The 24,895-nt window shown below is 38.1% G+C and carries 33 protein-coding genes; 15 read left to right on the forward strand and 18 right to left on the reverse strand.

Annotated elements, in window-relative coordinates:
• Positions 1-5: 5 nt before the first annotated feature.
• Positions 6-1,019, forward strand: coding sequence for an arginine deiminase family protein (locus WIW72_RS07025; RefSeq protein ID WP_337700455.1), 1,014 nt, complete (start codon positions 6-8; stop codon positions 1,017-1,019).
• Here the strand turns inward: WIW72_RS07025 and WIW72_RS07030 are convergent.
• Positions 1,011-1,352 carry a hypothetical protein gene (locus WIW72_RS07030; RefSeq protein ID WP_337700454.1) on the reverse strand — a complete coding sequence of 114 codons (342 nt, stop codon included), beginning with the start codon at positions 1,350-1,352 and terminating at the stop codon, positions 1,011-1,013. The genes WIW72_RS07025 and WIW72_RS07030 overlap by 9 nt on opposite strands.
• A gap of 113 nt (positions 1,353-1,465) precedes the next feature.
• On the opposite strand from WIW72_RS07030, the gene WIW72_RS07035 reads away from it, so the two are divergent.
• Complete coding sequence (locus WIW72_RS07035) at positions 1,466-2,122, forward strand: hypothetical protein (RefSeq protein ID WP_337700451.1); 657 nt, start codon at positions 1,466-1,468, stop codon at positions 2,120-2,122.
• A 14-nt stretch (positions 2,123-2,136) separates the two neighbouring features.
• Here WIW72_RS07035 and WIW72_RS07040 read toward each other — a convergent pair whose 3' ends face one another.
• Together WIW72_RS07040 and WIW72_RS07045 are read right to left on the reverse strand one after the other, a co-directional pair.
• Positions 2,137-2,334 (reverse strand): hypothetical protein, encoded by a 198-nt coding sequence (locus WIW72_RS07040; protein WP_337700449.1) that lies wholly within the window; start codon positions 2,332-2,334, stop codon positions 2,137-2,139.
• 44 nt (positions 2,335-2,378) lie between these two features.
• Entirely contained in the window at positions 2,379-2,561 is a 183-nt protein-coding gene (locus tag WIW72_RS07045) for a hypothetical protein (RefSeq protein ID WP_337700447.1), read from the reverse strand.
• A 38-nt stretch (positions 2,562-2,599) separates the two neighbouring features.
• On the opposite strand from WIW72_RS07045, the gene WIW72_RS07050 reads away from it, so the two are divergent.
• From WIW72_RS07050 to WIW72_RS07060, 3 genes are all read left to right on the forward strand, one after another.
• On the forward strand, positions 2,600-3,889 hold the full coding sequence (locus tag WIW72_RS07050; protein WP_337700445.1) for an APC family permease: 1,290 nt from the start codon (positions 2,600-2,602) through the stop codon (positions 3,887-3,889).
• Complete coding sequence (locus tag WIW72_RS07055) at positions 3,868-4,125, forward strand: hypothetical protein (RefSeq protein WP_337700443.1); 258 nt, start codon at positions 3,868-3,870, stop codon at positions 4,123-4,125. The genes WIW72_RS07050 and WIW72_RS07055 overlap by 22 nt, the downstream gene beginning before the upstream one ends.
• An 86-nt stretch (positions 4,126-4,211) precedes the next feature.
• Positions 4,212-5,552, forward strand: a complete 1,341-nt coding sequence (locus WIW72_RS07060) for an MFS transporter (protein ID WP_337700441.1) — start codon at positions 4,212-4,214, stop codon at positions 5,550-5,552.
• Here the strand turns inward: WIW72_RS07060 and WIW72_RS07065 are convergent.
• A complete protein-coding gene (locus WIW72_RS07065; protein ID WP_337700440.1) occupies positions 5,524-5,817 on the reverse strand; it encodes a hypothetical protein in 294 nt (97 codons plus the stop codon). The genes WIW72_RS07060 and WIW72_RS07065 overlap by 29 nt on opposite strands.
• Positions 5,818-6,107: 290 nt before the next feature.
• Here WIW72_RS07065 and WIW72_RS07070 point away from each other — a divergent pair, with 290 nt between their 5' ends.
• Both WIW72_RS07070 and WIW72_RS07075 read left to right on the forward strand, forming a co-directional pair.
• A complete protein-coding gene (locus WIW72_RS07070; RefSeq protein WP_337700438.1) occupies positions 6,108-6,272 on the forward strand; it encodes a hypothetical protein in 165 nt (54 codons plus the stop codon).
• The gene (locus WIW72_RS07075; RefSeq protein ID WP_337700542.1) at positions 6,259-7,350 is read left to right on the forward strand and encodes a hypothetical protein; all 1,092 of its coding nucleotides are present in this window, start codon (positions 6,259-6,261) and stop codon (positions 7,348-7,350) included. The genes WIW72_RS07070 and WIW72_RS07075 overlap by 14 nt, the downstream gene beginning before the upstream one ends.
• 15 nt (positions 7,351-7,365) lie before the next feature.
• On the opposite strand, the gene WIW72_RS07080 is transcribed toward WIW72_RS07075, so the two are convergent.
• From WIW72_RS07080 to WIW72_RS07090, 3 genes are all read right to left on the reverse strand, one after another.
• A complete protein-coding gene (locus WIW72_RS07080; protein ID WP_337700436.1) occupies positions 7,366-8,280 on the reverse strand; it encodes a hypothetical protein in 915 nt (304 codons plus the stop codon).
• Between the two features lie 101 nt (positions 8,281-8,381).
• Entirely contained in the window at positions 8,382-9,236 is an 855-nt protein-coding gene (locus WIW72_RS07085; protein ID WP_337700434.1) for a hypothetical protein, read from the reverse strand.
• Between the two features lie 51 nt (positions 9,237-9,287).
• Positions 9,288-11,588, reverse strand: a complete 2,301-nt coding sequence (locus tag WIW72_RS07090; RefSeq protein ID WP_337700432.1) for a hypothetical protein — start codon at positions 11,586-11,588, stop codon at positions 9,288-9,290.
• A 59-nt stretch (positions 11,589-11,647) separates the two neighbouring features.
• Between WIW72_RS07090 and WIW72_RS07095 the strand changes: the two genes are divergently transcribed.
• Together WIW72_RS07095 and WIW72_RS07100 are read left to right on the forward strand one after the other, a co-directional pair.
• Positions 11,648-12,424, forward strand: a complete 777-nt coding sequence (locus tag WIW72_RS07095) for a GHMP family kinase ATP-binding protein (protein ID WP_443294907.1) — start codon at positions 11,648-11,650, stop codon at positions 12,422-12,424.
• A complete protein-coding gene (locus tag WIW72_RS07100; RefSeq protein WP_337700431.1) occupies positions 12,379-13,173 on the forward strand; it encodes a 4-phosphopantoate--beta-alanine ligase in 795 nt (264 codons plus the stop codon). The genes WIW72_RS07095 and WIW72_RS07100 overlap by 46 nt, the downstream gene beginning before the upstream one ends.
• Here WIW72_RS07100 and panB read toward each other — a convergent pair.
• Both panB and WIW72_RS07110 read right to left on the reverse strand, forming a co-directional pair.
• Positions 13,146-13,955, reverse strand: coding sequence for a 3-methyl-2-oxobutanoate hydroxymethyltransferase (gene panB, locus WIW72_RS07105; protein ID WP_337700428.1), 810 nt, complete (start codon positions 13,953-13,955; stop codon positions 13,146-13,148). The genes WIW72_RS07100 and panB overlap by 28 nt on opposite strands.
• Positions 13,852-14,526: a hypothetical protein gene (locus WIW72_RS07110; protein ID WP_337700426.1), complete on the reverse strand. Its 675-nt coding sequence runs from the start codon at positions 14,524-14,526 to the stop codon at positions 13,852-13,854. The genes panB and WIW72_RS07110 overlap by 104 nt, the downstream gene beginning before the upstream one ends.
• A gap of 54 nt (positions 14,527-14,580) precedes the next feature.
• Between WIW72_RS07110 and WIW72_RS07115 the strand changes: the two genes are divergently transcribed.
• The 3 genes from WIW72_RS07115 to WIW72_RS07125 are packed head-to-tail and all read left to right on the forward strand — an operon-like array spanning position 14,581 to position 16,752.
• Entirely contained in the window at positions 14,581-15,330 is a 750-nt protein-coding gene (locus WIW72_RS07115; RefSeq protein WP_337700424.1) for an ABC transporter ATP-binding protein, read from the forward strand.
• Positions 15,308-16,489 carry an ABC transporter permease gene (locus WIW72_RS07120; RefSeq protein ID WP_337700422.1) on the forward strand — a complete coding sequence of 394 codons (1,182 nt, stop codon included), beginning with the start codon at positions 15,308-15,310 and terminating at the stop codon, positions 16,487-16,489. Before WIW72_RS07115 ends, WIW72_RS07120 begins: the two co-directional genes overlap by 23 nt.
• Before the next feature lie 35 nt (positions 16,490-16,524).
• Positions 16,525-16,752 (forward strand): Lrp/AsnC ligand binding domain-containing protein, encoded by a 228-nt coding sequence (locus tag WIW72_RS07125; protein WP_156007152.1) that lies wholly within the window; start codon positions 16,525-16,527, stop codon positions 16,750-16,752.
• Between the two features lie 169 nt (positions 16,753-16,921).
• On the opposite strand, the gene WIW72_RS07130 is transcribed toward WIW72_RS07125, so the two are convergent.
• Positions 16,922-17,230, reverse strand: a complete 309-nt coding sequence (locus WIW72_RS07130) for a hypothetical protein (protein WP_337700420.1) — start codon at positions 17,228-17,230, stop codon at positions 16,922-16,924.
• A 145-nt stretch (positions 17,231-17,375) separates the two neighbouring features.
• Between WIW72_RS07130 and WIW72_RS07135 the strand changes: the two genes are divergently transcribed.
• Positions 17,376-17,552, forward strand: coding sequence for a ribbon-helix-helix protein, CopG family (locus WIW72_RS07135; RefSeq protein WP_337700538.1), 177 nt, complete (start codon positions 17,376-17,378; stop codon positions 17,550-17,552).
• Positions 17,553-18,526: 974 nt separating this feature from the next.
• Here WIW72_RS07135 and WIW72_RS07140 read toward each other — a convergent pair.
• The 6 genes from WIW72_RS07140 to WIW72_RS07165 are packed head-to-tail and all read right to left on the reverse strand — an operon-like array spanning position 18,527 to position 22,006.
• Positions 18,527-19,159, reverse strand: coding sequence for an MBL fold metallo-hydrolase (locus tag WIW72_RS07140; RefSeq protein ID WP_337700418.1), 633 nt, complete (start codon positions 19,157-19,159; stop codon positions 18,527-18,529).
• Entirely contained in the window at positions 19,156-20,316 is a 1,161-nt protein-coding gene (locus WIW72_RS07145) for an isopropylmalate synthase (RefSeq protein WP_337700416.1), read from the reverse strand. The genes WIW72_RS07140 and WIW72_RS07145 overlap by 4 nt, the downstream gene beginning before the upstream one ends.
• Positions 20,317-20,336: 20 nt before the next feature.
• On the reverse strand, positions 20,337-20,981 hold the full coding sequence (locus WIW72_RS07150) for a 6-hydroxymethylpterin diphosphokinase MptE-like protein (RefSeq protein ID WP_337700414.1): 645 nt from the start codon (positions 20,979-20,981) through the stop codon (positions 20,337-20,339).
• Positions 20,978-21,178 (reverse strand): hypothetical protein, encoded by a 201-nt coding sequence (locus tag WIW72_RS07155; RefSeq protein WP_337700412.1) that lies wholly within the window; start codon positions 21,176-21,178, stop codon positions 20,978-20,980. The genes WIW72_RS07150 and WIW72_RS07155 overlap by 4 nt, the downstream gene beginning before the upstream one ends.
• Entirely contained in the window at positions 21,162-21,572 is a 411-nt protein-coding gene (locus tag WIW72_RS07160) for a hypothetical protein (RefSeq protein WP_337700410.1), read from the reverse strand. The genes WIW72_RS07155 and WIW72_RS07160 overlap by 17 nt, the downstream gene beginning before the upstream one ends.
• Complete coding sequence (locus WIW72_RS07165; protein ID WP_337700407.1) at positions 21,569-22,006, reverse strand: hypothetical protein; 438 nt, start codon at positions 22,004-22,006, stop codon at positions 21,569-21,571. The genes WIW72_RS07160 and WIW72_RS07165 overlap by 4 nt, the downstream gene beginning before the upstream one ends.
• Positions 22,007-22,037: 31 nt before the next feature.
• Between WIW72_RS07165 and WIW72_RS07170 the strand changes: the two genes are divergently transcribed.
• Positions 22,038-22,544 carry a hypothetical protein gene (locus tag WIW72_RS07170; protein ID WP_337700405.1) on the forward strand — a complete coding sequence of 169 codons (507 nt, stop codon included), beginning with the start codon at positions 22,038-22,040 and terminating at the stop codon, positions 22,542-22,544.
• Positions 22,522-22,941 carry a 6-pyruvoyl trahydropterin synthase family protein gene (locus tag WIW72_RS07175; RefSeq protein ID WP_337700403.1) on the forward strand — a complete coding sequence of 140 codons (420 nt, stop codon included), beginning with the start codon at positions 22,522-22,524 and terminating at the stop codon, positions 22,939-22,941. The genes WIW72_RS07170 and WIW72_RS07175 overlap by 23 nt, the downstream gene beginning before the upstream one ends.
• 4 nt (positions 22,942-22,945) lie before the next feature.
• On the opposite strand, the gene WIW72_RS07180 is transcribed toward WIW72_RS07175, so the two are convergent.
• Both WIW72_RS07180 and WIW72_RS07185 read right to left on the reverse strand, forming a co-directional pair.
• The gene (locus WIW72_RS07180; protein ID WP_337700401.1) at positions 22,946-23,350 is read right to left on the reverse strand and encodes a hypothetical protein; all 405 of its coding nucleotides are present in this window, start codon (positions 23,348-23,350) and stop codon (positions 22,946-22,948) included.
• Positions 23,304-24,827, reverse strand: a complete 1,524-nt coding sequence (locus WIW72_RS07185) for a dihydropteroate synthase-like protein (protein ID WP_337700399.1) — start codon at positions 24,825-24,827, stop codon at positions 23,304-23,306. Before WIW72_RS07185 ends, WIW72_RS07180 begins: the two co-directional genes overlap by 47 nt.
• Between the last annotated feature and the right edge of the window lie 68 nt (positions 24,828-24,895).

Here is a 24,895-nt window from a genome sequence, read left to right on the forward strand (position 1 = left end):
ATAGTATGAGAGCTTATGCGAGAGCCGAATGGGATCCTTTAAAAAAAGTGGCATTACATAAGCCGGGGCTGGAAGTCTTTTTCGGACTTTTAGAGCCTGAAAAGTCACTCTTCAAGAGGAGATTTGACTTCGTTAAGGCTAGAAAAGAGTACGAAGAGTTAATAGACGCGTTGAAATCTGAGGGCGTGGCTACTTTCAGAGTATTGAGAAGCATTATTAGGAGAGCGTTAAAAGACGAGAAATTTTATGAAAAGTTGAAGAGAGTAGTAGGGGTCAACGCAGATCCTTGGTTTTTAGCGAAATTGTTGGTGCTTAGGCCTAAGTTCATTTCGACTAATGGTGAGGTAAGAGTAGAGTTGGTAAACCCCTTATCTAATCTATACTTTATGAGGGATCAACAAATAACAACAAAGAACGGGGTTGTCATAGGTAGGATGGCTAAACCTCAGAGGAGTGCTGAGACGGAACTGGTGAAACTTTTCTGGGAGTCGATCTCTGTTAAGTACGGCGAAGTAAGGGAGGGATATTTAGAGGGAGGAGACTTCTACCCTATGGGGGACTTTTATTTAGTGGGAGTGGGGAACAGAAGCGATATGAACGGGGTTAAAGAACTAATAAATAGCGGTGAAGAAGTAGTAATAGTGAAAGAACCTATATCAACAGAGTTCTTCCATTTAGACACATATTTCAACGTAATATCACGTGAGTTGGTGGTCGGTGTAAAAGAACTACTGCAACATAGTACTGTTGAAGTTTATTCTGAAGGGAAATTAGTGAGGAGGGGATTAGATATGCTAACATACCTCAAGGAGAAGGAGTTTAATATACACTACGTAACTTTGGATGAGGCTAAAAAGTTCGCTACTAATTTCCTGACCCTGAATGCTGGGAAAATACTTACTCCTTATGACTTGAAAATTTCGGGTGTCGACTCCGTTGTATTTAACGTTGAAAACCTAACTGGAGGGTTCGGTGGGATACATTGCATGTCAGCAGTTATAGAAAGAGGGTTAGGGTAAGAAATGGTGTTTCTCGTCCTCAATTATCTTTCCTATCTCACCCGTGGGTTCAAAGTTCTTTAGATAAAAATCTAGTGCACCTGATTCTGCCTTATTCACAACGTAACGGATTGCCTTGTAGCCAAGCAAAGCAGCAATGACCCCTACCACGTATAAGAGGTAGAAAACCGGCTTTTCCAACATACTTCTTCTATACTTCTTGAAATACTCCCAGTGGTACATCTCATTCTCATAAGCACGTTTAAATCTCTCCTCCTTCCTGACATTATATATGCCTTTCGCGAGTCCCGTAGCACCCGCTTCTCCGAGGAGTGCAAGTAAGTATTTGTCCACGATAGTGAGATCTACTGGGAATTTTAAAATTACTGTGAGAAAAAAGAGAATTCAAATTTTTAAGCGAGCATCTACAAATTTAAGCCTTCCTAACCAAGATGTATATCGCAATTATGCCGATAAACGTAAGAATAGGAAAGATATCTAAAAACGAGGAAGAGTATTATTTCACTTATGACGGTGGAAAATGGAGGCAAGTTAAGCTCAAGGAAAAAGCATGGCACTCGCTTAAATCGCTGAAGTACGTTGAGGGGATTTTAGACGAGAAGGATGACGCGGTAATAAAAAGAGTTTACAAGAGGAGCGGGAAAGTCATATCTATAGATTATTTCGTCAAGAAAGGAGATTCGTTAGAAGACCTTAATTGCATAAAGGGTACTGAGTTCGAGGGAGAAACGATCGAAATCTGCAAAACTAATGACATGACAATTTACAGATACGCAGGGAATTATTTTGAAGATAAGACCTCTCTTGTGAAGTTCTTGACCCTACAAATCAGAAGGAGGGTAGAGGAGAGACTAGGAGGCGAGGTAATCTCACTAGATACAAAGCTCAAAGGGGAGACCGATAAAGCTTACCTTCTCGTAATTAAAGGGAAGGAAGTGTGGGTTCCCAAGAGCGTTGGTAAATATCTAGACGGTAAAGTAACTTTGCCCGTCTGGTTTGTGAAGAACAATAACCTTGCTGATGTTAAAGATTATGAAGAAAGGATTGATAACGAGGTTAAAAAGTATGAGGAAAAAATCGCCAGATTGGTATTTGAACTGTAGTAAAAATAAAAGTGTTATAGAACGAGAAAGGACAGAAGATATAACGCTATACTTAAGGATATCAAGGTCATGGATAAGTTTATAGCCCATTTTCCTTCAAATCCCGGTAAATTAAGTTTGTGGAAAACCAAGTGAATACCCCCAAACACGATTAACACCGTACCAATCGTTGTAAACACTATTCTTAAGAGGAATATCGGATCGATTATCATATATTTAATTTTACATTTTATGCTTTAAAGCTTAATTGGAATTTTCAACTTAATTCTCTTAAATCATCTCTTACATCTTCCAGCCTCTTCGATATATTGTCTAGGTCACGTTTGTCCAGATCCTCTCCGTTATAAGCTCTCTCTAATAAGTCCTCTATATCAGAAAGTATATCCTGAAGTTCTTCTTTAGCTTTCTCTAGAGTCTCAACCTCTTCTTTGTTAACCATAATTAAAAATTAATACGTCCCTTATTTAAAGCAAACGTATGGTTAATCTATCCAAGAAGTTGGAGCCTAGGGAGGAATCAGTTAGATCTTCGCTTATATACGCTCAGTCCCTCAGTTCAATCGCCCCACTTGGATCCGTTTCGGCTTACCTGACGTACGCATTACAGAGTTCCTTAGCCTCAACATTCTTAGCTGGTATAATGGGGGCATTAATCTACTTCCTTTGGGTTCTGATTGGTTACAATTACTCAAAGGTCATAGCGACTACTGGTGGTACTTACGATTTCGCTAGGAGTGGAGGAGGTGAACTCTTAGGGAGAATTGCCGGATGGCTCTATTGGTTGAGTTACGGTATATATCTCTCTTCAGCATCAACCTATCTAGCTGGGATAGTTATACCCTCAGAATTTGACGTAAGTCCGGCGATTTTTGAGATCGCGATTCCCCTGCTTTTAACACTTCTACTACTAACGGGTATAAGACCACCACTGATCTACGCACTAATAACTTCAAGCATTGAAGTAGCGTTAATTTTCATATTGGGTATAAAAGTCCTATTACTTACTGGGGTATCAACCCTTCCTCTATCACTAACCGTTCCTCCTGCTGACTTTTTCTCAGGGGCTTTAGCAGTTGGATTTACATTAGCTGGAGGAGGCGCCTCGTTCTTCTTGGGATATGAAGCTAAAGGTAGGGGAAAAACCGTAGGTAAGTCCTATATTATAGCCTACTGGGTTGCAGCTGTAACGGTGGTCTTCGCGTCTTATTTTGAAATAGCCGCCGTAGGATATAGTAACGTTGGTGTCTCTAATTTACTCCAAGTGACTCAATACCCAGGTTTTTACATAGCTCAAGAGTTTATGGGAAGTAAATTCGCATTAATATTCTTCATCCTCACGATTAATAGCTTAATAGGCTCGGTTACAGCCGCGTATGTAGCCCTTTCAAGGCTAACGTATACTTTAGTCAAAAGGGATATGGTAGTTTCAATAGCAATACTAGCTATCATGTTCACGTTAATAAACACGTATGCGGCTGTTTCACAGTCTTATGTTTCGGTGTATACTAACACTACTGAAGTCAGTTTGATAACATTATACTCGTCTCATGTTATAATCTCCTCTGTCTACCCGTTTTTCAAAAGGAAGGTAGTTAACAAGGTCACAGCGACTGATTTGCTCCTTTCAGTATTTTCTATCCTCCTTATGGGTTACGGTATTTTCAGTAATCTGATACCACTAACTTCGACCTCTTTATACGGGTTAATTTCATTAATCATAGGTGTTGTAATTGGATCTATACACTGGTGGTTCAAACGATCGACATAATTGAAAACTTACTTAGGATGGGTAAACCTCTAACTGCATTGCGTTTTCTTAAACAGTTCGTGAAAGACAACTCGAAACTCATGAGAAATAATGAAGAGTGCGAGACTGTCAAAAAAATTGTGATGGCTTTTCCCTCGCTTAATGACGAGAGCTGGAGGTATTTCGTACCCAAACCACAAAAAGAAGAAATAGAATATTTAATACAGAAAGTTAAGGAATGTTTCCCTATTTCGTGATATGCAAAGTTTTGAGGTATTTAATCAGCCTTTTATAATCATATTATAAGTAAGTTTATAACTTACTTAATTCAAATTTTTACATAATGACAACAGTAACAGAAAAAGTGGACGAGGCAAAGTGGGGTATTAATCATTGGAAGCTTTTCATCTCCCTCAGCTTAGGCTATTTAATGTGGGGACTTATTACTTCAATCGCACCTTTAACATATAGCCTAGCTAAGGGAAACCCGATATACATAGCATTACCAGCTCTATATCCGTTAATAGGAACGTTATTGCTACCTTATCTCTCAGACAAAGTACTTGGGAGAAAGAAGACGTTTTACATTACTTTAATACTCTATTTGGTTGGTGCGCTTATTGTCTCTGGTGCCGCTTATTATATATCCTCCAGTGTTGCGTTTTTACCTTTAGTGCTTGCGGGACTTCTGTTAGCAAATATAGGCGTTGAGGGAGAAGTACCTACTGGACTTTCTTACGCAGCTGAGAACTTCCCCTTAAAGTGGAGGGAAAAGCTGTTGATTCTAATACCTAATTTTGATAATATCGGAATAACTGTTGCTGCATCGTTATCATTGATAGCCTTCTCACAGATATCTTCTCCTACGTTTGTAATGGAAGTATTAGGATTTTCGGCGATACTGGTTAGTGTTGTCTTGACTTTCGTGAGATTTTCGTTACCAGAGTCCGTAAGATGGCTCGTAACTAAAGGTAAAGTGAATGAAGCCGAGAAAAATGCCGAATTGCTACTAACCAAAGGAGAGGACGCTGTAACTCCTATGACCAATAACAGAGTCTATAAAATACCTTTAAGAACAAGATATTTGTTCCTTGTTATTTTAGGAGTATCCCAGTACCTTACTTTCGGTCTGATGGCATATACAATCGCAGATTATTACTTCTCCAACAACCAATATTATCTATCCACGATAATATTTGTCGCTTCTCTAGCTACTGTATTAGCTGGTTTCTTAGCATCATATATCGTGGATAAGATAAGAACTAGATTTTATGTGATGTTATCTTATATGGGAGGTACTGTTACTATGTTACCGATACTCGCACTAGTTATGATAGCGAGTAATATTACTGGGGCTTACCTAGTAATGTTTTACATTCTATTAGCACTAAACATGTTATTCAGTGAGTTTGCATGGGGAGCAAGGACAATATTGGAACCTCTTTTATTCCCTACGGAAAATAGGGCTTTCCTGATAGGTCTTGTGAGGACTATACCAATAGTTTCTTATGCAATATCAGTTTATCTAACGAGCAGTATTCCGTTAGCTGATTACGTCTTACTTAACCTTGCACTTTGGGGAATGGGTGCCGTAGCTTCATTATGGTGGTTTTTCAGAGGCTATGACACAAATCTCGTCCCACTAGAGGAGATCACTACTGAAAACCTTTCTCAACAAGATTAAAGCTGATTTTTTCCCACATACTTTTTCTTATTGAAGCTACAATGAGGACAAAAACTGAAGTTAACAAGAACAAGACGCTAGTTAACAAGAATAGACCAGCTGTAATTGTCAGCGCTATAATTATATAATCAACCATTATAACCACTATCATACCGCTTCCAGCCTTGTAGTTGTAAACCTCACCTCTGAACTGTATCGGGTTTAGTTTACTCATAAGGATTGCTGTGACTAAGTACCCCGCCATTACGCCACCAAAAAGCGACATGCCTACTGTAAATCTCCCTAGTATAGTGTCTACAATTACAAAGGGAAGTGAGAGGAAGGGGTTGGACTTTCATTGAGGTTTCATGAATTTGTATTCAACCTCTCGTCCTCATTCCCCTTGTCCGGCTCCCCACGCCTAGGTTAGGGAGTATGGACTCCCAGCCACGACATGGGGAGCCTCATCGAACCCATCCTCCCCCTCACATTGATCCTCGGGTTCATTGTAGGGTTCTCTTCTACATGATAATGTTAACGACAAAATTTATAAACTTTGCGGTTACTTATAAGCATATGGAACAGATTGTTTTCCACGGTGTCATATCCTCAGCCGGTAGGGATAAGTACGGGGATCAGAGGTATACAATAAACGTGCCGAAAAGTGTGAGAGATAAGGTTAGTAAAATCGTTGGAAAGAAGGTGATAGTAATTGTTATCCTACCAGATGATGAAGAGTAAGCTAATTGGTTCTACGGAAGCTCTAGATAACTTCCAATTCGTCACAATAAACGGTAAAGTTGTTTTTGAAGACAAGGATAAAGTTGTTAGGATTGCTAGGGCCTACTCACAAGTTGTTAAGAGTGCTATTAAACCACTCTTTGACGGGAAGAGTGTTGACGAACTGACTAAGGAGTTTTACAACATCTTACCAAACTACGTTTACCTTGAAACCGCTTTAAAACAAGCTAAGACAATTACTGACGGTTTGTTAGAAAGGGAGGAAGAGAGGGGTGAGATAATTCATGCAAGGATAAGGAAGTTCTGGTTCGGTAGTAGGGGGAATAAAAGCGATAAAGGGAACAGAAATATTAAGTTCCACGTTTTGGAAGACCACGTGGAAGTTAGAGTTAAAGACCCTTGGGGTAAGTGGATTTATGCAAAAGCTTACTTCGGCAAGGAGTACTTGCCATTGCTTAAAGAATTAGAAGAATTATCTCGAAGGAAGGAGGAGGGTTATGGTGCTGTAGTAAGTTTCAAGCATTATCCAATGATTCACCTTCAAATCCCACTCTGGTTGTACTTAAAGCACTTCTCTTCACCAAAACCCAATGGTTACGGTTTAATTGCTGGTTTTGATTTGAATAGTGATAGACTAAACGTTGTTGTGATTAACAAGGATGGTAAAGTCGTTGCTAAAAAGACGTGGTGGTATTCTGAGGTTGTTTCCCACGGTTTTCCTAAGGAGAAAGCAAAGGCTTTACGTTTGAATGCTCTTTCAGAGTCTCTTAATTCCCTATCGAGGATTGGTGTTGATTACGTTGTTTTTGAGGACTTATTCTTAGTTAAGAAGAAGAAATTTACGAGGAGTAAGAGCGGTAATAGGAAGATGACGCGTTTTGCTAAGAAGCAGTTGTTAATTCACGGTGTTATTAAAGCGTTAAGGTTAGGTTTCGACGTTATTCTAGTTAATCCTAAGGGTACTACTAACTCAGAGGATCACGAAAGGGTAATGAGGGAAAAGGGTTTTGATAGGCATATAGCCTCAGCCTACTTAATAGCCTTAAAAGGATTAGGAATGTTGAATGATGCCAAATGATATAAATTTCACGGTTTATCGGAAACTGCTGATGACGGCAGTTTGCAGAGTCTTAATAATTATTTTTTCTGCTATTATTCTCCCCTGGTCTAAAGACGTAAAGGTTAGCCAAGGTCTCTCTTGTGAAAGTGCATAAAGACCGGTAGTAGACAGAAAGGACACGATCAGTACATTAGGTGCTATAATCCCCGTGTAAAACGGTGGACGAAAAGTTATTTCTACACACAAATATACTAAGGAGATAAGCACTGAAATCCCTATCGCCTTATAGTAAGGGATAATGTAGAAGAATATCCTTCTCCCGGAAAAAGTAGAACCATAACCCCAAACGAACTCATAATTATTCAAGATTATACGAAGAACAGATTGTTTACCGTCAATGAGACTGCTTCTTTTGGTTCTAACTTTAGACCCAGATAGTTGTAAATCAGCATACCTAACGGAGTAATAGAGTACGAGTGCAGAAAGGATTAGGGAGCTTAGAATTCCGCTTAATAAGTGTCCAAATATTAACGCTGTTGGTGTAAAGTAGAAGTGAAAATAAGGTAACCAACTTAGAAAAACTAACGCAAAGATTATATAGAACTTATTTTTTGCTAAGGTCAAAGAACTAACTGCTATTCCGAAAATTGAAAAAGAGGTGAAAGCGATATATGAGTACGGAGGGGGATAGAGCAAAATCATGTAAGTACTGAGAACTATAAAGTAAGCTCCCCCGGTAAACATGCTTCCTACTACATATAAAAGGGCTAATGTTGTAGTCTTTACTGGGGAGGTCAGTAAAAAGTCAAAGTCTGCCTTTTGGACTATTGAGGAAAATAAATTAAAGACTAAGAAGAACGTAACAAATTCTAGGGCGTTTATTTTTAGTTGGGGAAATAGATAAGTAACAAATATTATTTTTCCTATACTGAGGTAAAACAACACCATTAAACCGGAAAATACAATAGTTAATATGACAAAGCTTTTAGTAAATCTTGATAAAATGAAGAACTTAAGAATATAAAAAAGATAGGTTAAATTATCGTATTTCACAGATAGTTAAAGATTTCAGTGTAATTTATTTGTTTAGGAGAAATTATCATAGCGCCATAATCCACTCCATTAGTTCCTTTTTCAATACCTATTATGACGTATACAGACTGTCCGTTGTCTTTCTGTGCAGTCAATTCATAAACTACTGCCGTAGAGTTCTTTATTATAACATTTCCTTCAAAACTATAGTTATGGGTTTCGAATAGGAAGAAATGGAATAGATTTTCAAGCTTTGTGAAGTTTGCAGAGGTTGAATTAGCCTTTAGTATTATCATCTGGTCATTGGCAAACCCTTCAAAACTCGTGTTCTTTACATATCCTTGGAATATTAAACCGCTTATTGGGGAAGGTAGAACCTTAGGAGAGTTATACAGAGAAATTATCATATTTACGGCTTCAGACGCAGATATGTTATCGTGAGCAAAATACACGTAATGACCGTCGAAACCTATTGCAGTTTTGTTGGCGTAATAGTATATGAGGTTCTTATAAGAGCCTTGTTTGAACCCATGTTGTGTTAAAGTCGAGTTTATATAATAAAATATTAAGGAAGCTTCCGGTCCTTCCACTTGAATATAACCTAGTACTCCTCTTGTGTTGTTGTATTCAAGTACGTGAATTACTCCTTCTCCGAATATGTTAGTGAGATTACTCACATTGTAACCATAAGCCGAAACAAAGCTACTTAATGCGGAAAGGTTGTATATATAGATTGTACCTATGTAGTGTGGGTCTTCTAAAGTAGTTTGTTGTGAGCTAGACGCTAGGCTATGTGTTTCAAACATAAGGAAACCTAATACTGAGACTAAAACTACAATTGTTATTAAAACTCCTTTAAATAACGCCTTCATGATTTATGATGTAATCCGTAAAGATTAAAAACTTTTACCAAACAGCTTATTTCAAGAATATAATACGTCCTTAAATATCCTTTCTAACGTCCTAGTAGATATTGCTCTTCTAATTATCTCCCTTAAAGCCTTTTTCATCTCCTCCGACTTAGCTATATCTGCCATAGAGAACTCTAGCCTTAGTGAGGTAGCTATCTTGGACTGGGCTTCTGAAACCACATCTTCATAGTTCTGGCTCTTAAGGTAATCAACAACTAAAGTCAGCTTACTCTCTAACATTATGGGGTCGTTTATTATGGATTTTAGATACTTGACGATTAAATCCTTTTTGTCAGATGCCTTTAGGTTGCTCTTATAAGTGTCACTGAAGTGTTTTGACAATATAGGGAAGGTAATTGTTATGAAGTACTGCTCTCCTCCTAGGCTCCATAGCCCGACTTTTTCTGCAATTTCATCTACTGACTGGATTAACGCATCTTTTATCGAAACAAGTGCTAAATCTAAGATTTCTTTCTCAGCATCAGCAGCATTCTCGGCGACTTCGGTCTGCTGAATTACGTTCTCTTTATAAAGTTGACCGTATACCGATAAAGTTCCGAACTTCCACGTCGAGAAAGGACATATCGTCGCTACTTGCTTCTTGTTGTAAGGGAATGGAAAACCCTGATAAGTAGTAAAAGTCAAACCCGCACACTCATCATCATCACCTTTAATTCCTAATTTCTTAGCCCAACAACCGGTATGTATTTTTCCTTGGACTTTATCCTTAATTACCTCATAAGCTAAAATCCCCTTTTGGTTAGAAAACTTGTTGTAAACGTACAAACCCTCCGGACACATAAAGTATACGTTTATAGCCCCACTGTTGTTCTTTTCTTCAATAATTGATATAACTTTCTTCCTTGCTCCTTCGTCATCTCCTGCTAAATAATCATCGAAGCCACAGCACCTCCCAGAGATTAGTCTAACTCTAGGAGAGAATTGTGCTGGGAGCTTATCTCCATTATCTAATAAAAACTGTAAGAACCCTCTCAGACCAATAGGATCATATTTAGCAGCACACCCCACAAATAGGAAGAATAGAGGTCTATTCCTATACTTCTCATTTAACTTCTTCTCAAGTGCTCTTATGTCAGCCGTCACGTCAGATATCCCAATCGGAGGCTTAGTAGTTGGTGATACTTTGTTTACACCTTCAGTCATTAATTCACTAATAGGGATATTCACTGGACATATCTCCTCGTCTTTAGCACAACCGAAACATGTTTCGAAGCTAGTCTCTTCAAATATAAGACGACCTATTCTACCCATGGGAGAAAAGACTAAGTTACCCGTTATTTTATATGCTAAACAAACATCTAAACATAACCCACAATTTATGCACTTTAACGAGTCTACGTATAATTTGGATATTTTACTGTATTGCTTAGGTGTCTTTACTTTCTTTCCAATCTCTCTTAGAATTGCTAATTCTAATGTTGTATATTCCCTTGGGCTGGGAAAAGGTTTTACATCTTTGTTTTTCAGCAGGAATTCAGAGATCTTCTCCAGATCGTAAAATTTTGCGTTACCTATAGTTACGTAATACTTCTCAGGCGAGTTATAATTTATAATATAAGTCAAAACTTCCTCATAGTTCGGGATCGAAAAGATCTTATTTCTGGAAATCGGAGGATATAAAAGGATTAGAGGGAAATAATCCCTCTTAAAACTTCTTACTATCTGAGAACTAAAGTCACTAAGCAAAGTATAGGAATCCACGTTACCACCTCTACTTATACCCAAAAATTTAGCGTAAAATGAGGGCAAATAATACCTTTCCCTACCGTCTACAATTACGGCACTCCACGCATATTCTGTCTCCGTATCTACTTCTATGACCTCTGGATACTTAGCTGTCATTATAGTTGCTACGTTAGATCCAACAAGCTTGTGTACTTCCTTTTTACCCCTGACAAAACCGAACTTATAACTACCAAATCCTGAACCATTACTCGATATAAACCCTCCTACTGTTCCCTTCAGGTAGAAGGGTAAAAGAACGGGTACAAAGCCCGAAGGCTTTAACTCAGTTAATAATTCCTCAAATGTTAAACCAGGAGCCACATTATAGTATTTATAAACTGAAGAACCGTTCTGTTCTTTGCTCTCCTCTATCTTATTTCCATTACCTAAATGGTTAGGAGACGCGACATATTTGGCTCTAGCATATCTTATTAAGTCACCTGAGACGGACGTAGCCTTGCCCACGTAAACTACTTGCTCAGTTTTATCGAGATACTTCTCTATTTTCTTAATGTCTATTGTAGTCAAAGCTCTACTAAAGAGTGACGCGTCTGTAATTATCACCATATATTACTCTCTATAACGCTGATTAAAAGATTAAAATATATACTTGGGCCTATAAACTTTTGTACAAATTGCACTTAGAGGTATCAGTACCACTAAATGTTTCTGGAGTCTGGTACCCAGTTTATGATAACGACATCTCAAAAAGTGGTTCAATAGGTCTTTCTTTAACATTAGAACCAAAACTAGTTGTAACCGGAAAATTGAGCGACCGTGAAAAGATAACCGTCATCAGAAGTAACGGTGATAGATTGGAACTAGATAACTTCAAGAACTTACTTACATTGAAGAAGTTGGGTACGATATCCATAGATGTATACAGCGAAGTACCTTTGGGTTATGGTTACGGAATGAGTGGTGCAATAAGCTTAGGATACGCAATTATAGCTTATGAATTGGGATTAACGGATTTAAGGAAGGCATTGCTTACAGCTCACGAAAGCGAGGTCCTGTCAAAAAACGGTCTAGGCGACGTTATTTCGGAGTATTACGGAGGCGGAATAGTTTACAGAAAAAAACCTGGAGCACCTACTATAGGGGAAGTGGAAATATTTACAGTTACGGATGACGTACAAATCTGTAGTTTACCAGAGTCACGACTTTCAACGAGCCTTCTCCTTAAGACCAACGAACATGCATTAAACTACATAAACCAGTTCCTCCTTAATCCTACTATCCACAAATTCTTCGAAGTGGCGAAGAAGTTCACAGAGGAATTAGGTTTTATCTCTCCATATAAAGACTCATTTAGAAAGAAAGGCTTAATACTTAAACTAGGAGAGTGTGAAGAAGGATGGATAAAGCACAAGGTAGCAAGGAGTGGAGTGTCCGTTCACTGATCCCAGAAAACCACCCCAGAAAAGAATCCCTCATAATAAGGGAAAAAATCGTAGAAGGATTAGAGGAAGGGTATGTGGTCCCACAAGGGCTGATAGCTCACGGAAGGGGGGAATGCTTCGATTATCTAATAGGGGAAAAGACTCAACAATTTGCAATAGACGCGATCAAAGCCTCTGTAGCAACACTTTTACTAGCTAAACATCCAGTGATATCAGTTAACGGAAATATGGCGGCTCTTGTGCCTAAAGAGATCGTGGAGTTAGCAAAAGAAGTAAACGCAAAGATTGAGGTAAACTTGTTCTACAGAACTGTTGAAAGAGAAAAGGCTATTGAAAAAGTTCTAAGAGAAGCGGGGGCTGAAGAAGTTCTGGGAGTGGGTGAAGACGCCTCAGCCACAATACCTGAACTATTCAGTGAAAGGAGAAGGGTAAGTCCGAGAGGGATATTGATTGCCGACGTAGTCTTACTAGCTCTAGAGGACGGTGACAGAACTGAGGCTTTAACGAGGATGGGGAAAAAGGTAATAGCGATCGACTTAAATCCTCTGTCTAGGACTGCAAGAATGGCGTCAATAACTATTGTAGACAACGTGATAAGGGCTTTCCCACTCTTGATAAAATACGCGAGGACAATGAAGAGCTATAGCAGAGATACACTAGAGGAGATAGTTAAAAAATACGATAATAAAACAGTACTCACTACCTCCTTGAGGTTTATAGCTCAACGGTTATCTGAAATTTCCTTGTAGTTTTCTCTAGCTGGGAATTTACCGCTCTTTACATCGTTTATGTATTCGTTAACTGCCTTATCAATTATCTCTTTTAGATTTACATATGCCTTTGCGAAATAGGGTGAGAAGTCAGTAAAGCCCAACAGATCGTGAATAACAAGTATTTGTCCATCGCAATAAGGACCTGCACCAATACATATTGTAGGAACACTCACACTTTCTGTGATCTTTTTTGCAACTTCGGCGTAAGTGTTTTCAACGACAATTGAAAACACACCTGCATCTTCTAATGCTTTAGCATCCCTTATGAGTTGCTCGGCTTCCTTCTCTCTCTTTCCTAAAGTCCTAAAACCTCCTATTCTCAAAAAACGCTGGGGAGTCAAACCTATATGCCCCATGACCGGGATTCCTGCCCTAATTATCGCCTTTATTACGTCAACAACTTCTTCTCCTCCTTCTAACTTAACGGCGTCAGCTCCGTTTCTAGTCAATTTTCCCGCATTTCTTACCCCTTCATTAACCGAGACCTCGTAGGAGAGAAAAGGCATGTCTGCAACAATTAACTGTTTCGGCTTAGCTCTGGCAACAGCTGATACATGTCTTATCATATCCGACATTGTAACATTCAAAGTATTCTCTAATCCAAGAACTACCATCCCTAATGAGTCTCCTACAAGGATTCCATCCAAATCTGTATTAGATATCACTTTCGCTGTCGGGTAGTCGTAAGCTGTGAGCATGGTTATCTTTTCTTTCCTCTCCTTCTTCTTCAGAAAATCCCTGATCGAAACCTTTGCCATAAATCCTCTTCCCTACTTTATAAGCTAAGGTTAATAACTTGTTAATCTGCTTTACAATTCCTTGAGTCTCCTCATACTGAATAGCATCATCATATAATTGCGTTAATTGTTCTATTTCATCAAAGACTAACTTCCTGAAATTTTTCTTGTCCACCTCCGAAAGTACAGTTTTCCTAGAGTAGAATTCTAGCTTACGCTGAAGCTCCTTCGGATCAAGAGAGTAAAATTTTAAGAAGATAAGTCTAACCCTCGGGTCTTGTTGACCGGAATCGGAAAGCGCAAGAGAGACTTGTTCCTTGTCTAGGAACTTCCACCAGTGCTGATTGGAACTTTTGTATGTAGTTTCCGTTATACCGAAATCCTTTTCTAAGCTTCGTAAGAGCATTTTAGGGTCAAAGTTATAACCCATGTCTATGAGTTTGTCAACGACCCCTTTGTAACTGAAATCACCTAACTCTTTATTCTCGTTCTCTTCACTGTACTCCAATGCAGCTCTCAATACAGATTCTCCTCTCTCTCCAAACTTTAATAGGAACTCGGCAGTTCTGTCTCTGATACTCCCAGTAATCACAACTAATTTTTTTCTAACGATTTTAAATTTTAACAAAGTATATATTATGGTATAATGAATTCCGAGATAGCCGTAAGTGTTACCAACGTTTTTAAAAAGTTTAACAATTCCCTAATTCTCAAGGGCATTACCTTCAATGTATTTAAAGAAGACGTTTTTGGCCTCATTGGACCTAATGGCGCGGGAAAGACTACTACCCTGAGGATAATAGCTGGGATTATCAAAAGATATGAGGGAGAAGTAAGTGTCTTCTCTTACAAACCAGAAAAGGCTAAGGAGTTGGGACTCATCTCATACATGCCCGAAGACGCTTTTCCGTATGAAAGGCTCACTGGCTTAGAGAACCTGAACTTATTCGCGGAAATTTATGCTAGAGGTGACAAAAAACTCGCTGAAGAGTATGTAGAGATAGGCGTGAAAATTGCAGACTTAGGGAAAAAAATATACGAGAAGACTTCCACATACAGCAGAGGCATGAAAAGGAGATTAATTATAGCCAGAACGTTAATGACTAAGCCGAAACTAGCTATCCTCGACGAGCCTACCTCTGCATTAGACGTCGAATCTTCTGTGAGGATAAGGAATGTCATAAGCAATATGGCTAAAAAATTGGGAAGCACTATAATCCTTTCTTCACATAACATGCTCGAAGTGGAGTACATGTGTAACAAAGTAGCTATGATAAACGACGGAAAGATAATACAGATAGGTACCCCTACTGAGATAACAGAAAAACTGCGAGTCAGAAACTTGGAGGAAGCTTTTCTGAAGGTGGTTAGCCGTGATCAGAGTGTTCCTAGCTAAAGAGTTCACTGAAATAAAGAGGGATAAGAAGCTGTTACTTTCCACAATAATTTTACCATTTATTCTGCTCCCCATAGTAGGGATAGTCCTTTATGCCTCGGTTTCTGCCCAACCTCCGGTTATAGCCGTGATAAACCATAACCCGTTAAATGACTTCTACGTTAGTATTGTTACCAATTATATTCAGAGCAGAGGAGGAATAGTTGAGACCAATATATCCTCCTCAATGTATCCGGACGTAATCATAGAGTTTCCTAACGACTTTTATCAGAACGCTAGCAACATAAGTAGGCAGGCTTACATAATTTATCAAGTGGTTATCTCATCTAATCAGCAAGCATCAGATCTAGCTCAGGGTGCGTTATATCAGTTGTTACTTAATATATCCAACTCTAGAATTTATTACTTGGAACATGAGGCAAAAATAAACGTGTCGGTTGTAGATATAAGAGAACCTATATACCTACTCCTTGGTTACAGAACCGTAACTGGACACCCTACTTCAAGTAGCGCTGGACAATTAGCAGAGCTTACGAGAATAATAGCGTTAATAATATTCCCCAGTGCAACTCCGATAGTATTCTATTTGCTTGAGGGAATAACCGGAGAAAGGGAAAGGAGAACTCTCGAATCATTACTGGCTACACCACTTTCAGTAAGGTCGTTTCTCTTCTCTAAGTTAATAGTGGCTTCAGTCTTAGGGCTATTCTCTTCTCTCGGGGATATAATTGGTACCCTCTTATTCGTATTACTATCCAGTGTATCCCTCAGTCTTAATATTAGCCTGACATTACCCTTCTTAGGAATGATAGTTATCGTGTACCTTTTATCAGTGCTGTTAACCGGAGCGCTAAGTTTAATGTTTCTAGTAATATTAGGTGGATCAGTTAGAAATATTCAAGTGATTAACTTTATAGTAATAAGCTTTGGAATGATAGCCTCGTTTACTGCACTGTTTATAAATCCTGCCCAACTAAGTTTTCCCTTGTCTACTATATACATTATACCATACGTGCAAATTAGTCTTGGGTTACTCCTATATGTATTCGGATCAATACAAGAATCCATATTCTCTTTATTAGTAACGTTTCTAGTCTCTGTATTTTTAATATATTTATCATCCAGGGCATTTGACTCTGAGAGACTTCTCTTAAAATGAAAAATATTTTATTTTTATACACTAATGATTAGATCATGGGAGTAAAAGCCTACGTTTTAATCGTAACAACTGTTGGGAAAGAAACAGACGTAGCTAATGAAGTTAAAAAGATCAACGGGGTTAAGGAAGCAAACCCCGTATATGGAGAATACGATGTAGTAATTGAGATAAATGCAGAAAACTTGGACGAGTTAAATAAGGTAATTGCACAGATAAGGAAGAACTCGGCTATACTGAGAACCGTAACCCTAATTGTAATGTAATCAGTTCGAGGAATCAATTCATCATCTTTTTTAAGTATCTTTATCAGGACGTCCCTGTAACATCATTTTTAGAATGAGTTAGAATGATCCTATTCTAAGGATTGGGGGGACCCACCTACGTTCATAAGCCCTTGGGACACAAGGGCATTTCGCGTAGGCCCAATTATAATTATTTACTATCCTTATTTATAATTTCCACTTCCTCATCCTCAGCTTCCTTCTCATATAGTTTCTTGATAAGCTCATTGACCATACTCTCCAGCTGTGCTATTCTTGCTTCTAGGAACACCATATTTTCTTCTAGTCTAGAGTATTTATCGTCTTCTTTTTCATCGTTATCCTCCTCATCAAAGGAGTTCTTTAGCCCACTCCTTATGTAAAATTTCACTAAGTCTGTAATCTGCACTCCCATCTCATCGGCCTTTCTCTTCAATTCCTCGTAAAGTGATTCTGGCAAAGATAAGTGTATAGTGGGCAATGTGTATTCTCCTCTGAATAAAAGTATATGAAAACAAATATATTAATCTTCATCAAGTAATCTTCCTCTCGTAAGTGGAATATGGAAATACCGCTCCAGATAATATTTAAACCGAAGCAAGAGGAGTATTAATTTGGGTAGTAAGATGAGAGTTGTAACATTTAAGGTAGAAGAAGACTTATTAGAACTATTAGACAGATATGCAATAAGATATAATTTAAATAGATCAGAGGCAATCAGAAAAGCAATCGAAACGTTAGTAAAAGGAGAATTAGAAAAGGAGACTGTTCCGGTTGCTAAAGTAGAGAAAGTAAAGCTATAATCGTTTCTTTTATCCTTGTAAAAGGACGGCAAGCCATAGGTTTAATGGTTTGAAGCCCTTAAGGCATTGTCTTTTTATAATCCAACCTTTTACGCCCATCTCTTTGTATTTTTGTTAAATAGACTATATGCATAGGAGACAACTATAAGTTAGATTTTACTAGCAGTAGGCTAAGATTGATGGAAAGGGATTAATGAATCTGTTTGGATGTTTTTGGTCAATAAATTTAACTTCCTTTATATTACATTTTTTATTTATATTACACCTTGATAATTCCTCTTCTCTTCTGAGAACTGCTTTAGTCTAAGGAAACTTAACAGTTGTTAAGTAAAACAATCAGCTAAAGAAAGTAAAGTGCTCACATTTGTGTGGTGTAGAATTTCAGATTTAAACTCTCTACTACCTTAAAATAACCAGATTTTAACCAATCCTTTAATATTAATTTGCCTTTTTATGTTCAAGTTTCCTAATTTTATTTTTATTATAAAATTCTATGATTTTTCCCAAAAGTAATGAGAGAATAACTTCAGGGTCTAATACTACTTTGTTATCGTTTGTCTTCTTGTGACCCTCCAAGAGTTCCTTATCCAGATTATATCCTTTCGTAATTCCAAATAACTTTTCGGTGATTTCTTTGTTTTTAACTAACTTTCGATCAAATAACTTATAGCTTCATCGTATGAAACCCTTTTATCGGTATTTTTCTAGCATATCAAAGATCTCTGTAAGCTTCTTTTTTGTTTCAGATTTTAGTCCTATAATTTCTATACTTTTATCCATTAACGTAAGTTACATCACTTTTTCAGAAAACTAAGTAGAAAATCGTACTAATTATTGTTAATAAATTAAATATACCACGTCGTAATGGAAATCTAGATCTAGAGGAGTAGATCAAGGTTTACACGTTGCTTATGTGTGTCCTAAACTCTGTCATAATGTGTTCAAATGAAGGATGAATGTTGTTGAACTTCTACTTAGTATATATTGAAGTACACGACGCTTCCCTTTTCTATAGTTTCCTCGTTTACTTCGGGCTTATTTATTTGAAGTATCTTTAACCCCTCAGTGTTCGCAAGTTGTAAGAAAGGCTCTATAGGATCTAATGGCATGTAGTGTCCTTTAACCCAATAATGCATAGGAAAAACTACTTTAGGGTTTAACGCCTTGATAAGTTGAATAGCCTCTGACGGGTTTATAGTTATAACACCTCCAACGGGAATCATTAAGTAATCTGGATTTTTCAATTCATCAACTGACTTTTCATCTAATAAGTGCCCTAGATCACCTAAATGCACGTAGGTTTTTCCGTTGGGTGACGTTATTTTATATATAGCAGTCTCTCCCCTTCTTTTACCTTTCTCTTTATCGTGGTAAGCCTTTATCCCCTTTATTGTATAGTTTTTGTACGTAAATTCTCCATAATACTTAAGTTTCACGGTTTCATGAGGTATTATTTCATACGCGTTATGGTCGTAATGATTATGGGTGATTAGAATTAGTGAGGCTTTAACCTCAGGTCTCGGTAATCCAATACTTCCACCGTCATGGGGGTCAATTAATATTAAATTATCTAGAAAAAATGCCGAGTGTAATAAAAATCTTATCATGCATTTACTTTTTTAGTAGAAACTTTAATAGCTATCGCTTTTGCATCGTCTACTGTTACCTTGTGTCCGGTTTCAGCAAGTGCTTTTATCTCCTTCAAAACCTCTCTTAACTCATCGTCTGTAAGCTCAATACCTTGATCAGATAACAATTTCTTTAACCCGTGAATTCCGCTGTGCTTTCCTAATGCTATCCTCCTGAAGTTTCCGACTTCTTCAGGTGATATTGGCTCGTAAGTTAAGGGGTTTTCGATAACGCCATGAACGTGAATACCTGACTCGTGACCGAACGCATTCTCTCCTACGATTGCCTTAAAGTAAGGTACGGGTACTCCCGTTAATTCCGAAACCAACTTCGAAGTCTCATACAATTTATAAGTTTTTACTCCGACCTCATAACCGAGTAATTTCTTTAACGCCATAACCACCTCTTCCAGTGAAGCGTTTCCAGCCCTCTCACCTATACCGTTAACAGTCACATGTACTTGCCTGGCTCCTGCCATAACACCTGCTATCGAATTAGCCGTAGCTAAACCGAAATCGTTGTGACAATGTACGCTTATTATCTTCCCGTCAGCGACCTTTACTACCTTACTTATCAAATCGTAAAACTTGAAGGGGTGCATTACACCCACGGTATCTGGAATATTAACTCTATCAGCTCCCGCTTCTACAGCAGTTTTAACAGCCTTAAGTAGGAACTCTTCATCAGTTCTTGTCGCATCCTCAGGTGAATACTCCACAATCAAACCGTGGTCTTTCGCATACCTTACTGATTCATATATCCTATCTAGAACTTGCTCCCTCGTCATTTTCAGCTTGTACTTTAGGTGTATGTCTGATGTTGCAATGAATACGTGAATACTTGCTATACCAGTATCTATAGTTCTATCTATATCTTGCTTTACAGCCCTTGATAACCCTATTACCTCTACCATATCCCCTACTTCGTCTAATATCTTCTTAGTTGCCTCGAACTCTCCTTCAGATGCTGCTGGAAATCCTGCCTCTATTACGTCTACTCCTAGATCTGCTAGTTGTCTTGCTATTCTTACCTTTTGCTCTATAGTTAAGTCTATTCCGGGTGCTTGCTCTCCATCTCTCAGGGTCGTGTCAAATATCCTGACTTTTTTTGAATTAACAAAGAAAAGACATCCCAAATTTTTCTTTGCTTATACAATTATAAAGTTTTATTAAAAACCTCTTCAATTACGTGCTTAGCAATTTTTAACTTATTTTTCTTAATCCACGATGCAGGTAAATTATTTTCATAATAAGGCTTAGAATATTTACCTACAACCCCTGAATCGAAGTCCATTCCGTACAGTCTTATAGCCTTAGCTTGAAATAGAGAAGCTAAGACTACAGCCCTATCACCATCAGTAAATCCTCCGAATAACTTTAGCCTACCAAAAGGAAACACTTGACAAGTACCGATGAGTTTTCTGCCAGAAATAAATGGAAATTTGCTTACCAGATATTCCATGTTATTACCATGAGCTAAAACCACATATATTGAGTTTTTTGGATAGACTGAAATTCCGTCGAGATCCGTCACTATTACATCGGGCTTAATGCCCTTAGATACTAAATAATTTGTCGCACCATCAGACGATATTATTACATCTTCGTTCAAATATTCGACTTGTTCTAAATTCGGACCAGCACCCACTACTGCGACAGTCTTTCCGCGGATTAGGTTACGTAATTCCTCAGTATAGTCCTCATAGTTATTTGCTAATAGCTGATCAAGAAGCACTGCCGAGTAATAATCATCTTCTTCTCTAAACCCAAGTTGTTTTCTGGTCTGTGAATAAAAGTTCAACCAGAAGAAGATATCACGCGAAAATAAATCACATCACCTTCGTCTCTGATTATTTCAATTTTGTATTTGTTTATAATCTCTTCAAAATAAGCACTATTCTTATTTATTTTGTATATCACGTTACGAAAATAATTATTTAGGGCTTCAATTACGTCCGAGCTACAAGTATCCTTGTCTAAGTCAATGATGGAACTCATCAAATACAGTATTTGCTAGCTCGAATAAATCTTCAACTTCCTGAAGCAAGTTCTTCACTTCAACGTTCCTAGCCACTACTGAACCCTCTTTGAGCGAAGACTCGTCAACAAGGATAATCGGATAGAGTCTTTGTTCTAGGAGTTGTAATTTTCTTATTAGCGTGATTTCTTTCTCTCTAACCTTGTTCACAATCACGTTTAACATTTGTGCCTTGTGATCGTAAGGATAATAAAAGCCGTAAAGTCCTAGTATGCTTGCACTTATTTCTTCGACTACGTTATAAATATAACATAAGCTGTCAATCAGGTCACCTTCTTCGTAGGCCGATTTAGCGTTGCTCAAATTCCTCATAGCCTTAGTTAAATATTCCGAAGCAAAGGCGCTGTTGTTCATAGATCGACCACATCTCCCTTGTTAATTTCGCCCATTCTTATAACATTACCGAATGAAGGTAGTTTAGGAACTTCCATATTGCCGTAGACTAACACGCCTTTAGTCGATAAGTAGACTACTAAGGGAATATGATACTCCAGTTCTAAGGGGTCCACTAACAATGTGTAAATCAAAGGTCTGTGCCCCGTATAAATTACGTAATTGGAGTAAACCTTCTCGGCTTCAACTTTCTTCATGAAATATTCCACGATCTCTTGTCTGGCTAAGAAAGAGATCTTCTTTACGCCTTTAATGACAACGAGAACAAAGAGTGGTTTATTCATGTCCTCTTCTTCTATAGCGGGACCACCGATTATTATAGTGTCGACTTTGGTACCATAGTGTTGTATTACTCTGCCTAGGAAATCTTCTACGACGTCAAAAAGCTCTTTCATACTTTATTACTTACCTCTCAAACTGTTAAATATGAGTAATATAGTTGACGATTATTTAACAGCTCCGCCCACAGAGAAATTGAAAGTCCTAGAGATAGAAATACCATGTGGTACAGAGTGTATAAAGTCCTCCCGTTTTAAGGATTTGTTAAACGTGGAGGCTTTCAGACAACAGTTAGAGGTCATAGACTCCCTTAAATCTCTAATTGAAGACAGGATAGACGTTTTGATAAGGGAGTTAGAGTCTCGAATGCCTATTAGAGTTAACACCTATGAGCTTGCCTATTCTTTTTACAGAATAGTTGAGGTTGGAGGGGATTACACTATTGGCTCCGACACTCTTAGTTACGAAGACAGAGTAGTGTTTAAGGGTAGGTTCGAGGAGCTAATGAGTGTATACAAGACTATCGAGGAGATTAAGAAAGAAGAGCAGTTGGTCAACTTATGCCATGAAATAAGGTATTTAAGCGAGTCTTTATGGGAACATCTCGACAAAAACATCAGGAGGGCTCTAAATGAAAGTAAGGGTAGGAGTTGAAGGCTTATCATTCGATTCAGCCCACTACACGCTTTCTTCAGAGGGTAACGACCAGTTACATGGTCATACGTACAAAATATCAGCAGAAGTAGAGGGAGATGGAATAGACCCTAAGACAGGTTTCGTAATAGATTTCGGTCTGTTAAAGACTACGTTACTTGAAATTATTAAGGAGTGGGATCATAAGCTGTTGATCCCTAAAAAGGACCTAGAAAAGGTCTCAATAACAGGCCCCTTTAAGCTTGAAATAAAAGTTATAGAAGCTAATTATCCGACGGTTGAGTATATAGGATTTGAAATAGCTAAGGAAATTTTCGGAAAGCTAGGTGGTAAGTATAACGTGAAATTAAAGATATATGAAGGAGAAGGTAGTTACGCAATAATTGAATATCCTTGACTGACTATCTAACTATTAGCCTTAAGCCTATATTATCTATGAACTTTCCCCTTTTTTCCTTAGTGAAGCATAAAACACTACCGTCATCAAAAGCATAACACACATAAGGGTTTTCAGTGAAGGAACAAGGGGAAAATTGTTCTCCCTTATTTCCTTCATAAACGAAACCCTCCAGATGCACATGGATGAACGATTTGTCATTACTTATCACTACACCGCCGAACACTTTTGCGTAACAAAGCGCTTTATCATATCTGCAAGCATCCGAGATATTGAATCCGTTACGTTTTAACTCGTCCAAAAAATCGTCATGAGTAACTATAGGAGGAATTAATGCGATGTAAACTCTTAATTTTTTATTTTTAGCCGTTTTTTCTATTACGTTCGGTACTGACGCTGTTATATCCATACGGTTTGAAGAGTGGTTTATCTTGAATATATTCTTTACCCAAGTTAAGAGCTATCTCGGCTTTAGCTAACTCATAGCCTATGTATAGTGCGTGCTCCGCATTTACCCTAGTCTTCTCAAGAAGTCTTCTACCGATACTCAAACCATCAGCCCCTATTAACGTGAACTTCTGCTTTCCGTACCAGTTGAGGTAGATATATTTGTTATCCTTAACAATCTTTACGAAACCTTCGTCCATATCTTTAGGCTCTATGTGACCTTCAACCATCTCGGGCGAGTAAAGGTCAGTACTACTAGTATCCACTTTTCCTCTTTTTTTGTCTTTAAGGATAAGTAAATCGATTCCTAGGTCCTTAGGAACTTTATGTTCTTTCATAGCTATGCTAACCATTTGTGATGCTTTCTTGACTTCAAGTGCAGACCCCCTAGTCTTACCCTTATCCATAATTAGTAAGTTCCCCACACCTAGCTCTCCAGCTATTGTAGTCATTAACGCATTTACTCCAACACTGTCCGCGTCTATTAGCTCTGTAACGTTTAGTATTCCCATGAGCATTGGCTCATCCTTTATGGATTCCCTCACTTTCTTGAATTCAACTATACTTTCAACTACTCCGAAAAGTGGTGGAGATAATACAGGGTCTAGTACTACTTTTTCGAAACCTTTTTGTTTAGCCCTCTCGTACAACTTAAGCGTGATTTCAGCCCTATTCTCCGTTGAATAAGGTGCGATCACAAATGAGGCGTCCTTTTTAATTACCTCAAGTTTTTCGATGTTCTCCTCGTTTAGGTTGAACACGAAACCTGCTCCGGCTTTGACACCTTCAATCAGCTCCTCTGGAGATGCAGAATCTATAGCGACCGGTATTAACTCTCTTAGAGATGCTACCTTACTCCTAACATCATCTAAATCATTATGACCGTTGGGAAAACCTAGGACTAAAACATCTATAAAGTCTATTTTCTCTAATACCTCATCTTCGAGTTCCCTCCGCGGTCTGGTCGCATCGACCTCGAGAAAGATCCTAAAAGGGGGAGGTACAACAGGGATCTTTACGTTATCCACCTCGAATTTGTAATAGCCAGACTCCTCGACACTTCTCAAAGTGTCTTCCAGGTTCTTACCCCTCTCAATTTGGATAAATTTATCGGCAGGATATACAGTAGACAATTCATACCCCTTCTTTAATAGATCTAACGCAAATGGGAGATCGTGAATGTCCTCAGTACCTTTGTAGGCTCTTATCCCTACTTTTTCTTCAATGGTTTTTGCATCCCCACTTGACAACCCCGGAATTATAATAAGATCAAAGTTGTTCACTTTGTCTTTAAACTTCTTTAGACTCTCCGCTATATACTCCGTCGTCATCAGAGCTGCAACTGGATAATCCAAAACTAAAACATCAGCGTTGATCTTTTTAGCCACTTCCTCGACGGCTTTAAAAGCTAATTTACCAGTTACTAAAAGTATTTTCACAAAGTTTAAGTCCCAAAAGCACCTTATAAATGAAAGTTCAGAAAGCCTTAAATTCGAAGAGGAGTGAA

Origin of the sequence: Stygiolobus sp. CP859M, from assembly GCF_037389975.1 — an archaeon.
Taxonomy (GTDB): Archaea; Thermoproteota; Thermoprotei_A; order Sulfolobales; family Sulfolobaceae; genus Stygiolobus.

Coding starts and splice junctions, on each gene's coding strand:
- WIW72_RS07135 (WP_337700538.1), top strand. CDS start 17,376: ATGAGAGTTGTAACATTTAAGGTAGAAGAAGACTTATTAGAACTATTA.
- WIW72_RS07035 (WP_337700451.1), top strand. CDS start 1,466: ATGCCGATAAACGTAAGAATAGGAAAGATATCTAAAAACGAGGAAGAG.
- WIW72_RS07115 (WP_337700424.1), top strand. CDS start 14,581: ATGAATTCCGAGATAGCCGTAAGTGTTACCAACGTTTTTAAAAAGTTT.
- WIW72_RS07100 (WP_337700431.1), top strand. CDS start 12,379: ATGGATAAAGCACAAGGTAGCAAGGAGTGGAGTGTCCGTTCACTGATC.
- WIW72_RS07045 (WP_337700447.1), bottom strand. CDS start 2,561: ATGGTTAACAAAGAAGAGGTTGAGACTCTAGAGAAAGCTAAAGAAGAA.
- WIW72_RS07160 (WP_337700410.1), bottom strand. CDS start 21,572: ATGAACAACAGCGCCTTTGCTTCGGAATATTTAACTAAGGCTATGAGG.
- WIW72_RS07050 (WP_337700445.1), top strand. CDS start 2,600: ATGGTTAATCTATCCAAGAAGTTGGAGCCTAGGGAGGAATCAGTTAGA.
- WIW72_RS07040 (WP_337700449.1), bottom strand. CDS start 2,334: ATGATAATCGATCCGATATTCCTCTTAAGAATAGTGTTTACAACGATT.
- WIW72_RS07170 (WP_337700405.1), top strand. CDS start 22,038: ATGAGTAATATAGTTGACGATTATTTAACAGCTCCGCCCACAGAGAAA.
- WIW72_RS07070 (WP_337700438.1), top strand. CDS start 6,108: ATGGAACAGATTGTTTTCCACGGTGTCATATCCTCAGCCGGTAGGGAT.
- WIW72_RS07180 (WP_337700401.1), bottom strand. CDS start 23,350: ATGGATATAACAGCGTCAGTACCGAACGTAATAGAAAAAACGGCTAAA.
- WIW72_RS07065 (WP_337700440.1), bottom strand. CDS start 5,817: ATGTCGCTTTTTGGTGGCGTAATGGCGGGGTACTTAGTCACAGCAATC.
- WIW72_RS07165 (WP_337700407.1), bottom strand. CDS start 22,006: ATGAAAGAGCTTTTTGACGTCGTAGAAGATTTCCTAGGCAGAGTAATA.
- WIW72_RS07085 (WP_337700434.1), bottom strand. CDS start 9,236: ATGAAGGCGTTATTTAAAGGAGTTTTAATAACAATTGTAGTTTTAGTC.
- WIW72_RS07140 (WP_337700418.1), bottom strand. CDS start 19,159: ATGATAAGATTTTTATTACACTCGGCATTTTTTCTAGATAATTTAATA.
- WIW72_RS07090 (WP_337700432.1), bottom strand. CDS start 11,588: ATGGTGATAATTACAGACGCGTCACTCTTTAGTAGAGCTTTGACTACA.
- WIW72_RS07025 (WP_337700455.1), top strand. CDS start 6: ATGAGAGCTTATGCGAGAGCCGAATGGGATCCTTTAAAAAAAGTGGCA.
- WIW72_RS07155 (WP_337700412.1), bottom strand. CDS start 21,178: ATGAGTTCCATCATTGACTTAGACAAGGATACTTGTAGCTCGGACGTA.
- WIW72_RS07060 (WP_337700441.1), top strand. CDS start 4,212: ATGACAACAGTAACAGAAAAAGTGGACGAGGCAAAGTGGGGTATTAAT.
- WIW72_RS07175 (WP_337700403.1), top strand. CDS start 22,522: ATGAAAGTAAGGGTAGGAGTTGAAGGCTTATCATTCGATTCAGCCCAC.
- WIW72_RS07080 (WP_337700436.1), bottom strand. CDS start 8,280: ATGGTGTTGTTTTACCTCAGTATAGGAAAAATAATATTTGTTACTTAT.
- WIW72_RS07075 (WP_337700542.1), top strand. CDS start 6,259: ATGATGAAGAGTAAGCTAATTGGTTCTACGGAAGCTCTAGATAACTTC.
- panB (WP_337700428.1), bottom strand. CDS start 13,955: ATGGCAAAGGTTTCGATCAGGGATTTTCTGAAGAAGAAGGAGAGGAAA.
- WIW72_RS07125 (WP_156007152.1), top strand. CDS start 16,525: ATGGGAGTAAAAGCCTACGTTTTAATCGTAACAACTGTTGGGAAAGAA.